The organism is Janthinobacterium pasteuri, from assembly GCF_051380775.1.
GTDB lineage: Bacteria > Pseudomonadota > Gammaproteobacteria > Burkholderiales > Burkholderiaceae_D > Janthinobacterium.
On sequence record NZ_JBNYXS010000041.1, the window covers coordinates 20228 to 28842 of the forward strand.

General features: G+C 62.8%; 8 protein-coding genes. 2 read left to right on the forward strand and 6 right to left on the reverse strand.

Features of this window, described 5'->3' with window-relative positions; translation table 11 throughout:
• Nucleotides 1-38 precede the first annotated feature (38 nt).
• A complete protein-coding gene (locus tag ACQ4WN_RS25560; RefSeq protein WP_436554030.1) occupies nucleotides 39-884 on the reverse strand; it encodes an alpha/beta fold hydrolase in 846 nt (281 codons plus the stop codon).
• A gap of 134 nt (nucleotides 885-1018) precedes the next feature.
• Between ACQ4WN_RS25560 and ACQ4WN_RS25565 the strand changes: the two genes are divergently transcribed.
• Nucleotides 1019-2635, forward strand: coding sequence for a M28 family peptidase (locus ACQ4WN_RS25565; protein WP_436554031.1), 1617 nt, complete (start codon nucleotides 1019-1021; stop codon nucleotides 2633-2635).
• A 90-nt stretch (nucleotides 2636-2725) separates the two neighbouring features.
• Here the strand turns inward: ACQ4WN_RS25565 and ACQ4WN_RS25570 are convergent, their stop codons facing one another.
• The 4 genes from ACQ4WN_RS25570 to ACQ4WN_RS25585 all read right to left on the reverse strand — a co-directional run bounded on the left by ACQ4WN_RS25570 (nucleotide 2726) and on the right by ACQ4WN_RS25585 (nucleotide 7003).
• Nucleotides 2726-3142 (reverse strand): SRPBCC family protein, encoded by a 417-nt coding sequence (locus tag ACQ4WN_RS25570; protein ID WP_070217725.1) that lies wholly within the window; start codon nucleotides 3140-3142, stop codon nucleotides 2726-2728.
• 153 nt (nucleotides 3143-3295) lie between these two features.
• Complete coding sequence (locus tag ACQ4WN_RS25575; protein WP_436554032.1) at nucleotides 3296-3994, reverse strand: dienelactone hydrolase family protein; 699 nt, start codon at nucleotides 3992-3994, stop codon at nucleotides 3296-3298.
• Between the two features lie 94 nt (nucleotides 3995-4088).
• Nucleotides 4089-6782, reverse strand: a complete 2694-nt coding sequence (locus tag ACQ4WN_RS25580; protein WP_436554033.1) for a DUF6701 domain-containing protein — start codon at nucleotides 6780-6782, stop codon at nucleotides 4089-4091.
• A gap of 20 nt (nucleotides 6783-6802) precedes the next feature.
• Nucleotides 6803-7003 carry a hypothetical protein gene (locus tag ACQ4WN_RS25585; protein ID WP_436554034.1) on the reverse strand — a complete coding sequence of 67 codons (201 nt, stop codon included), beginning with the start codon at nucleotides 7001-7003 and terminating at the stop codon, nucleotides 6803-6805.
• A gap of 114 nt (nucleotides 7004-7117) precedes the next feature.
• Between ACQ4WN_RS25585 and ACQ4WN_RS25590 the strand changes: the two genes are divergently transcribed.
• A complete protein-coding gene (locus ACQ4WN_RS25590; RefSeq protein ID WP_436554035.1) occupies nucleotides 7118-8122 on the forward strand; it encodes a GlxA family transcriptional regulator in 1005 nt (334 codons plus the stop codon).
• Between the two features lie 22 nt (nucleotides 8123-8144).
• On the opposite strand, the gene ACQ4WN_RS25595 is transcribed toward ACQ4WN_RS25590, so the two are convergent.
• Entirely contained in the window at nucleotides 8145-8378 is a 234-nt protein-coding gene (locus ACQ4WN_RS25595; RefSeq protein WP_436554036.1) for a hypothetical protein, read from the reverse strand.
• Between the last annotated feature and the right edge of the window lie 237 nt (nucleotides 8379-8615).

The following is an 8615-nucleotide window of genomic DNA, read 5'->3' on the forward strand; positions in this document are numbered from 1 at the left end:
AACGGCGGGCGCCTCGATTCGATGGCGCCCGCCCCCTTTCAGGTGCGCAAGAACTCCAGCAAGTCCTCATTCAGGCGGTCCTTGTGCGTTGTCGCCAGGCCGTGCGGCGCGCCCGCATACACGAGCAATTTGCTGCCGATGATAAGCTCGGCCGTACGCCGCGCCGAGGCGGCAATCGGCACGATCTGGTCGTCGTCGCCATGGATCACCAGGGTCGGCACGTCGAACCTGGCCAGGTCACTGGTGAAATCCGTTTCTGAAAATTGCTTGATGCACAGATACGATGCCGGCATGCCGGCCTGCATGCCTTGACGCCAGAAACTGTCGCGCACGCCCTGCGACGGTGTCGCGCCGGGCCGGTTGTAGCCATAGAAGGCCTCGCTCAAGTCGCGGAAGAATTGGCTGCGGTCAGCCTGCACGCCTGCGCGGATGGCGTCAAAGGTGGACAGCGGCAAGCCCGACGGATTCTCCGGCGTCTGCAGCATCAGGGGCGGCACGGCGCCCACCAGCACGGCGCCCGCCAGGCGCTGCGTACCATGGCGGCCGATATAACGCGCCACCTCGCCGCCACCCGTCGAGTGACCGACCAGAGTGGCGCCCGTCAAGTCCAGCGCGGCGATCAGGGCGGCCAGGTCGTCGGCATAGGTATCCATGTCGTTGCCGCCGAAGGGCTGGCTGGAGCGGCCATGGCCGCGCCGGTCATGCGCGATGACGCGGTAGCCATGCGAGGCCAGATAAAACATCTGGTCTTCCCAGGCGTCGGACGAGAGCGGCCAGCCGTGGCTGAAGACGACGGGCGGACCGCTGCCCCAGTCCTTGTAGTAGATCAGGGTGCCGTCGGCGCTACACAAGGTATTGCTCGATTGCAAGTTAGTGGCGGTCATGGAACGCTCCTTGTCGGTGGGCCAGCGGCCATTGTGGCCGCAATGGCGCGCGCACGCCGCGCGCTACGCCGGAGCATTGCGGTAGAGTAAGATTGCCGCTGCTTTGCTTTCCCGTATTCACTTTTGGAGTTGTCATGCGTTTTCCCTACGTCCTCGCCGCCAGCCTGTTCAGCACGGCCGCCCTCGCCCAACCGCTCGTTGCCGAAGCGCCCCTGCGCGCCCATCTGTCCTTCCTGGCCGACGATTTGCTCGAAGGACGCGGCACGGGCCAGCGCGGCGGCGACCTGGCCGTGCGCTACCTGGAAACCCAGGCGGCCGTGGCCGGCTTGCAGCCATTGAAGGATGGCACGTACCGCCAGGCGCTGACCATCGTCGGCAGCAAGGCCTTGCCATCGAGCACAGTGACCTTCAGCGCTGGCGGCAAGACCTTATCTCCCGCCTTCGGCAAGGACATCGTCTTTGGCGCCTCCAACGGCCAGCAGAAAGTGGCATTCGACGCGCCCGTCGTGTTTGCCGGGTACGGCATCCGCGCTCCCGAAGAGCGCTGGGACGATTTCAAGGGTGTTGATTTAAAAGGGAAATTGCTCATCATGATGGTCAACGACCCGCAGCCGACCGCTGCCGAGCCGAACCGCTTTGCCGGCAAGTCCCTCACGTATTACGGCCGCTGGGTCTACAAGTACGAGGAAGCGCTGCGCCAGGGCGCCGCCGGCGTCTTGCTGATCCACACGACGGAGTCCGCTTCGTATCCGTGGTCGGTGCCGGCCAACGGCTTCGGCCACGAGCGCTTCAGCCTGGCTGGCGCGGGCAATGCCATGGAAGGCTGGCTGCAGGAAGACATGGCGCGCGCCCTGTTCCAGGCGGGCGGGCAAGACCTGGACGCCTTGCGCGCGCAGGCCGAAACGCGCGAGTTCCGCCCCGTGCCCCTGCATGCCACGGTCAAGGTGCAACTCGACAGCCAGATCCGCAGCATCGAGCAATTCAACGTGGCCGGCATCGTGCCGGGCACGGACCCGAAACTCAAGGACGAAGCCGTGATCTATTCGGCCCACTGGGACCACCTGGGCAAGGATGACGAAGGCAGCCAACGCGCCGGACAAAGCGACCACATCTACAACGGCGCCATCGACAACGCCTCGGGCGCTGCCGCCCTGCTGGCCATGGCGCAGGTGGCCGTGAAACAGCCGGCGCGCCGCACGCAGATCTTCCTGTGGCCGGCCGGCGAAGAAACGGGCATGCTGGGCAGCACCGCCTACACGCGCGCCCCCCTGTGGCCGCTGGCGAAAACGGCCGCCGACCTGAACCTCGACAGCATGAATTTCGTCGGCAAGACGCACGACATCGGCGTGGCCGGCGCCGAGCGCAGCAGCCTGTACGCGAGCGCCGCCAAGGTGGCCAGGCGCATGGGCCTGCGCCTGGCGCCGACGATCCCCGACCTGTCCGGCGCCTTTTACCGGGCCGACCATTTTGCGTTTGCCAAGGCTGGCGTGCCCGCCTTCAACGTGGGCTCGGCCGTGTTTTCCGGCGACGGCTCGTTCGACTTCGTCCAAGAGCCGAAAGCCTCCGGCGAGCGCCTGGTGGCGTTTAAAAAGGATTACCATCAGGTCACGGATGAATACCACCCGTCGTGGGACTTGTCGGGCATGGTGCAGCAGGCGCAGTTCACGCTGAACCTCGGCTACGCAGTGGCCAACGATAAGAACTTGCCTACCTGGAATAAGGGCGAGGCGTTTGGCAAGGTGAAGCGCTAGGCAGATAGCGGTGAATTAACCCGCAAAGCAAAAAGGCCGGGGTCAGACCCTCAGGGTCTGACCCCAGTATTTGCCGTTGGGCCTGGTAAATCAAATTGCCATGATGCGTTTCAAATCCACGAATGCCGTTTCGTACAGGTGCTGAAACGCGCCCACCATGACCTCTTCCACGCCCTCGGCCGCATCGAACTCGCTCGACCATTCCGCCACGCAGGAAGCGGCGCCCGGTTCGCCCGTGACGCGCAGGGTGGAACGGTAATTCTTGACAGGGATCGGACCCGAGACGATGGTGTAGCTGTAGCTCTTGTCCGCTTCGCTGTAGCTTTGCAGGCGTTCGGCGATGATGGCGCCGTCCGTGGTTTTCAGGCGGCGCACGCGGCCGCCATGTTCGGACAGGCTGGTTTTGATGGAGCTCGACCATTCAGCCAGCGACTGGAAGCCGCCGATAAAATCCCACACGCGTTCGGCGCTTGCCGCCAATGTTACAGAAACAATTACTTGGGCCATCTTTAATTCGGTTCCTCATCCAGGTTTGCCGGGCAACTCCGCCCGGCCGGCCGGAGTTGCCCGGCACAGCCGCTATTTTAGCGCCCATGCGGCTTTGCTGCTGAGCGCGCATTGGGCTCGACAATTGCGGCTGGCCAGCCTGGCGAGGAAGTCTTACAAGTTTTCCGCCAGGAAAATCAAGGAATTGCCGTGCGCGTGGGCGGCGGCGCGCTGCTGATAGCTGTCGCGGTGGGTGCAATTGAAACCGTGCTCGGCGCCTGGGTAGATATGGATTTCCACGTCTTGCCGGTCGTCGAAGCGCTCGGCGATCTTTTGCACAGCGTCAAGCGGGATGTGGCTGTCCTGGTCGCCGAAATGCATGAGCAGCGGCACCTTGATCTGGTCGGCCAGGTCCAGCTTGTTCTGGATGCCGCCACCGTAATAGGCGATGGCCGCGTCGACCAGGCCGGCCGCAGCCGCCTGGAACGATAAACGCCCGCCGAAGCAGTAGCCGACCGAGGCCAGCTTGCCCGTCACTTCCGGGCGCGCGCGCAAGGCGGCGACGGTGGCGGCGATATCGCTGTCGGCATGCGGATTGTCGGTGGCTTGCATCAGTTCCACGGCACGCTTCCAGCCTGCTTCGTCATAGCCCAGCTCAATGTGTGCGCCGGCGCGCCAGAACAGGTCGGGCACCAGCACCACATAGCCATCGGCCGCGTACTGGTCGGCCACGGCCCGGATGTGCTCGTTGACGCCGAAAATTTCCTGCAACAGGATGATGGCGGGGCCCTTGCCCACATGCGGCACGGCCAGATAAGCCTGGAAGCTGCCGTCCGGGCCGGCGATATCGATCCACTGCGAAGTTGTGCTCATAGAAACTCCAGTCTGAGGTTGAGGGGGGAATGCCACAGTCAGGCATGTTACTGGTTTTTTCCACTCCCTGCGCCCGCCTCCCCTTTGCCCAACTTCAATACATCTCGCGCAGGTAAATCACGGGGCCCGATCTGAGGACGCCAAAGACGACGATGCCAACCGTGCTGCCCAGGTAGGGATGGTTGCCCACGGAAACGTCCACTCTGCCGGCCCTGCCAGCGCCGGGTGCCAGCAAGGTCAGGCGATTGAGCTGCGGCAGTGCACCTTGCACGACGGTATACGTCCGGTCATCTGCGGCCAGCGCAGCGCAATCCAGCGTTTTCTTGCAATTGACAAACAGCACGTCCGACTTGTTCAGCACACTGATGCTGTCAAGCAGATTCGTCGCCCATTTCTTGCCATTCCAGTACTGTACTTGCACGGCCAGCCGGACTGGCAGCAACTCCGAGCCATAGCCATGGGCTACCTGCCATTGCCCCGACAGCACAGTCATCCGTGCCTCGTTCTGTATCAATGCCGAACTTGAGCTGACGACGGCGCCGCCGGGATACGTGCTGCTGGCACGCAGCAGCACGTCGGCAGGCGCCACCGGCGCGCCTGCCTTGCCCGGAAAACGGTAGGCGACCATGGGCGAGGCAATGCCCAGGGTGAATTTCACGGGCGCCACGCCGGCGACGGTGGTTTGCGCCTTGCTGCCATCGGTGAGCCGGCTGCGGCCATCCGAAGTGCTCGGCGGAAAGGAAATCGTGCCCGTGGCCGCATCCAGACCTTCGAGCAGCACGGGCGCCAGGACGCTCGGGACGCGGTCGTCATAGTTTTTGGTCGTCGTCTCCCCCAAGGCGCGCGCCGTCACGCGCACGCCTATCGCCTGCCCCGAGTACGCGTAGCGGCCTGTCGTCCCATCGTTGGCGCAGGTGAGCGGCGCAGCGCATGGCGTGGCGATGCCGTTGGTAGCGGCCGGCTTGTCAACGTCGTCCTTTTTGATCAGTTCGGTGATGAAGTGGTGCGGGATGAACTGCACCTCCTTGCTCACGCGCGAGGGCTTGGGCAAGTCCGGCACAGCAAGGTTGGCATCCAGGTAGCCGTTCGGATTGGCCAGATTGAAGGCGATGGTGATGGTTCCCACTTCCGGCCAGCTCATGTCGCTGCTGGCAACGCTGCCATTCTTGAAGACAACGCTACCCTGCAGGGCCGGCTTGGCCGGCTCGGCAATTTCGATCGTCGTCGGCCTGACCAGGCTGGCCAGCGTAGGCAGCGCCGTTTCTGCTATCTTTTCATTGCCGAAATTCGGCGTCAACTGATTCACGTTATTGAGCGCGCTCATGCTGACCGCCACGGGCGCGCCCGCGCGTTGGGGAGTGGCGATGGTCACGGGGCCGAACTTGGCCGGCACGACGATGACGCTAGCGCTGCCCTTCATGCTCAAGCCGGCGTCGGCGGTAGTGGCCGACCCCGTATAGGTGGCCGTCAAATTCAGCTGGCCCACGTCCGCATACGACATGAGGGCGGTGGCGATGCCTTGGTCGTTGAACGCCAGCTTGACGTTGGCACCCGCCGTGCTGCAGGCGCTGGTATTGTTGTCGGCCAGTGGCACGAAGGTCCCCGTGCCCTGCACGAAGACGGGCAGGGTGCCGCTGGCGGGATTGCCATAGCTGCAAGCGAGGTTCAGGATCTTGCTGGTACTTTTAAACAGGGGCACGCAAGCCTGCGCGTTGGGGGAGGCCTGCACGGCGCTGATGTCGAACGCCTTTTGCGTGGCAGAAACATGATTGACGGGACTGACCGTCAAGCCTGTCGCTGCAAAGCTCATGTCGCAGCTGCTGCTGGGGTCCAAAGTACGCTTGCATACAAGCGCGTCCGTGGCACCGGGCACGCTGGTCAGGCTCAGGGTGGCCTTGCCGGCCGTGTACTGGCGCACGCTGGCCGTTGCCACGCCGCTGCTGCCTATCTGCGTCGCCGTGCCGCCAGGGCTGACGGTAACATTCGCGCCCTTCGTGTACTTCGCGCTGCAGGCGGCATCCGCGCAAGCCGTCACCGTCACCGTCTGCGGCGCGCACGTCAGGGCAGTGCCCGAATGATCGATCTGAAAATGGTGGGGGCCGTTCGGGGTGCCGGGCCCGCATTTCGGCCCCATGGGGTCCGTGTAGGGCCAGCCGCTGTTGTTCGTCACGCAGCTGCACGGATTGGATGGCGTATAGGCCTTGCAGGTGATCGTCTGATCCACGTGCGTCCACGATCCCAGCGTGATGTGATCGACCAGTGCATTACCGGTGATATACCCATTCGCTGCATCCAGGGTGACATTGCCGCCCTCGACATTGCCCTTGATGGCATTGCCAGAGGCGATGGTCAGCGACTTTAATGCCGTCACGTCGCCCGTGACGACCAGGCCGGACGCTTTCAGATCGATGGTCGGCGCAGTCAGGTTGCCCTTGATCTGGCTGCCGGAACCAATGGTCAGCGTAGTCTTGGCAGTGATGTCGCCCTCGATCTGGCTATTCGCGGCGAGGATATTGACGGTATTGCCGCCAATCGCCCCATTGATGGTCGAACCCGATGCAATTTCCACCAGTCCCTTGGCGCTGATGCTGCCTGTCACCTTGACGGCACTATCCCCCATTTTGATGGTTGTGGCGGCAATGTTGGCAATGATCGTCTGCGCCTGCATTCCCATGCTGAAGGTGCCGCCCTCCGCCGTCAGGCTGCCGCCAGTCACCTTGAGGTTGGATGGATTGATATCCTTGATATCGAGATTGCCCGTGGCCGTCAACGCGGCGCTGCCACTCATCCTCAATCCCTGGTTATAAGTCATGGTCTGAAGGTCACGCCATAGCCGCTGGCGATGACGATAACGTCGGTATCGGCCATGGACAAATTGTCACAGGTATATTGCGCGCCAGACCGGGTGCAATTGCTGACGTCAACGCCGTTGAAATTGAAGGTGGCCGCCTGGGCCATGGTGGTCGATAGATAGAAGAACAAGCCGGCCAGAAAAATGTTTATGCGCAAGATATCGAAGAATCTGATGAGTGGGGAACCAGGCGGTCCTTCGATTATTCCATGCTAATCTATGCCACCGCTGTTATTGCATTATGGCATTATTTCATTTATCTCATTCATTGCATGATCAAGCAAAGCCCAAAAGAATTCCCCCTGCGCACCGTCGACATCATCGTCTATCCCGGCTTCAAGGCGCTGGAAGCCATCGGCGCCATGAAAGTGTTTGATTACGCCAACACCCATTTGCGCCTGCGCAATCTGCCCGGCGGCTACGACGTGCGCATCGTGTCGACGGCCATCGGCCCCGTCGAATCGGACACCCTGATGTCGCTGCACGCCAGCAAGGCGCTCGATGTGAACCGCCTGCCCGACCTGGCCGTCATCGTCGGCTGCCACCATGTCGAGCAAGTCTTGCAGGACATCCCCGCCCTCGCCGCCTGGGTGGCCGAAGCGGCGCCGCGCATCGCGACCCTGGCGGCACTGTGCACGGGCTGCTTCTTCCTGGCCGAGGCGGGCGTGCTCGACGGCAAGAGCGCCGCCACGCACTGGAGCGCCGTGGATAGCTTGCGCCAGCGCTATCCATTGATACAGGTCAATGCCGATGCGATTTTCGTGCGGGAGGGGAAATTCTGGACGTCGGCCGGCGTGACGGCCGGCATCGACCTGGCCCTGGCCCTGGTGGAAGACGATTTCAGCCGCGATATCGCGCTGGAAGTGGCGCGCGACCTGGTGGTGTATCTGAAGCGGCCCGGCGGCCAGTCGCAGTTTTCCGTGCACCTGTCGAGCCAGATGACCACGCATCCGACCATCCGCCAGTTGCAGGGCTGGATCATGGAACACCTGGCAGAAGAGATCACGGTACCGCTGCTGGCGGCCAGGCTGGCGATGAGCGAGCGTAATTTTACGCGTGTATTCCAGCGCGAAACGGGCAGCAGCCCCACGGAATTCATCGAAACGGCCCGCTTTGAAGTGGCGCGCCGCTTGCTGGAAGACAATGTGTCCTCCTTAAAACAGGTCGCCGTGCAGGCGGGCTTGCACAGCGAGGAAAGGCTGCGCCGCCTGTTTCAAAAGAAACTCGCCATCACGCCACGCGACTACCGCGAACGCTTTTCCAGCACGGCGCGTTAGGCGCGGCGAGAATCAGCGAAAATCAGCGCGACTTCCTGGTGCGCACATGGCGCGTGGCCAGCTGCTGGCGGTGCCAGGCCAGCGGCGTAAACATCAGCGCGCACAGCAGATAGGTGGCCAGCAGCGCCAGCCAGATGGCGGGCGTGGCGAGGATGGCGGCATTGCTCCACCACAAAGCCAGCAGGGAGGACAGGGCCGCGCCGAAGAAGATGGGCAGCATGCGGCGCAACGTGGCGAGGTAGGCAGTGGCAAACATGAACGGCTCCCAAAGCAAGGCGGTGATGCCTTCACACTAGCAGGGCCAGGCAGCGAAGTACAGCCTGCCGCCCTGCCCCGTCCGTCAAGTGTTGCGCAATGAGTACAGTGCTTAATATAAGGCTCTGTCCCCGATAAGTAGGGGAATTCCGAGAATTTTCCTGGGGTCCTGCTGTCTGACGGTACATAGCAGACAAACGGGAGTCTTCCATGCAGCCAGCCCAGTGGAAAACCTTCA

Coding starts and splice junctions, on each gene's coding strand:
- ACQ4WN_RS25590 (WP_436554035.1), top strand. CDS start 7,118: ATGATCAAGCAAAGCCCAAAAGAATTCCCCCTGCGCACCGTCGACATC.
- ACQ4WN_RS25565 (WP_436554031.1), top strand. CDS start 1,019: ATGCGTTTTCCCTACGTCCTCGCCGCCAGCCTGTTCAGCACGGCCGCC.
- ACQ4WN_RS25560 (WP_436554030.1), bottom strand. CDS start 884: ATGACCGCCACTAACTTGCAATCGAGCAATACCTTGTGTAGCGCCGAC.
- ACQ4WN_RS25575 (WP_436554032.1), bottom strand. CDS start 3,994: ATGAGCACAACTTCGCAGTGGATCGATATCGCCGGCCCGGACGGCAGC.
- ACQ4WN_RS25580 (WP_436554033.1), bottom strand. CDS start 6,782: ATGAGTGGCAGCGCCGCGTTGACGGCCACGGGCAATCTCGATATCAAG.
- ACQ4WN_RS25595 (WP_436554036.1), bottom strand. CDS start 8,378: ATGTTTGCCACTGCCTACCTCGCCACGTTGCGCCGCATGCTGCCCATC.
- ACQ4WN_RS25570 (WP_070217725.1), bottom strand. CDS start 3,142: ATGGCCCAAGTAATTGTTTCTGTAACATTGGCGGCAAGCGCCGAACGC.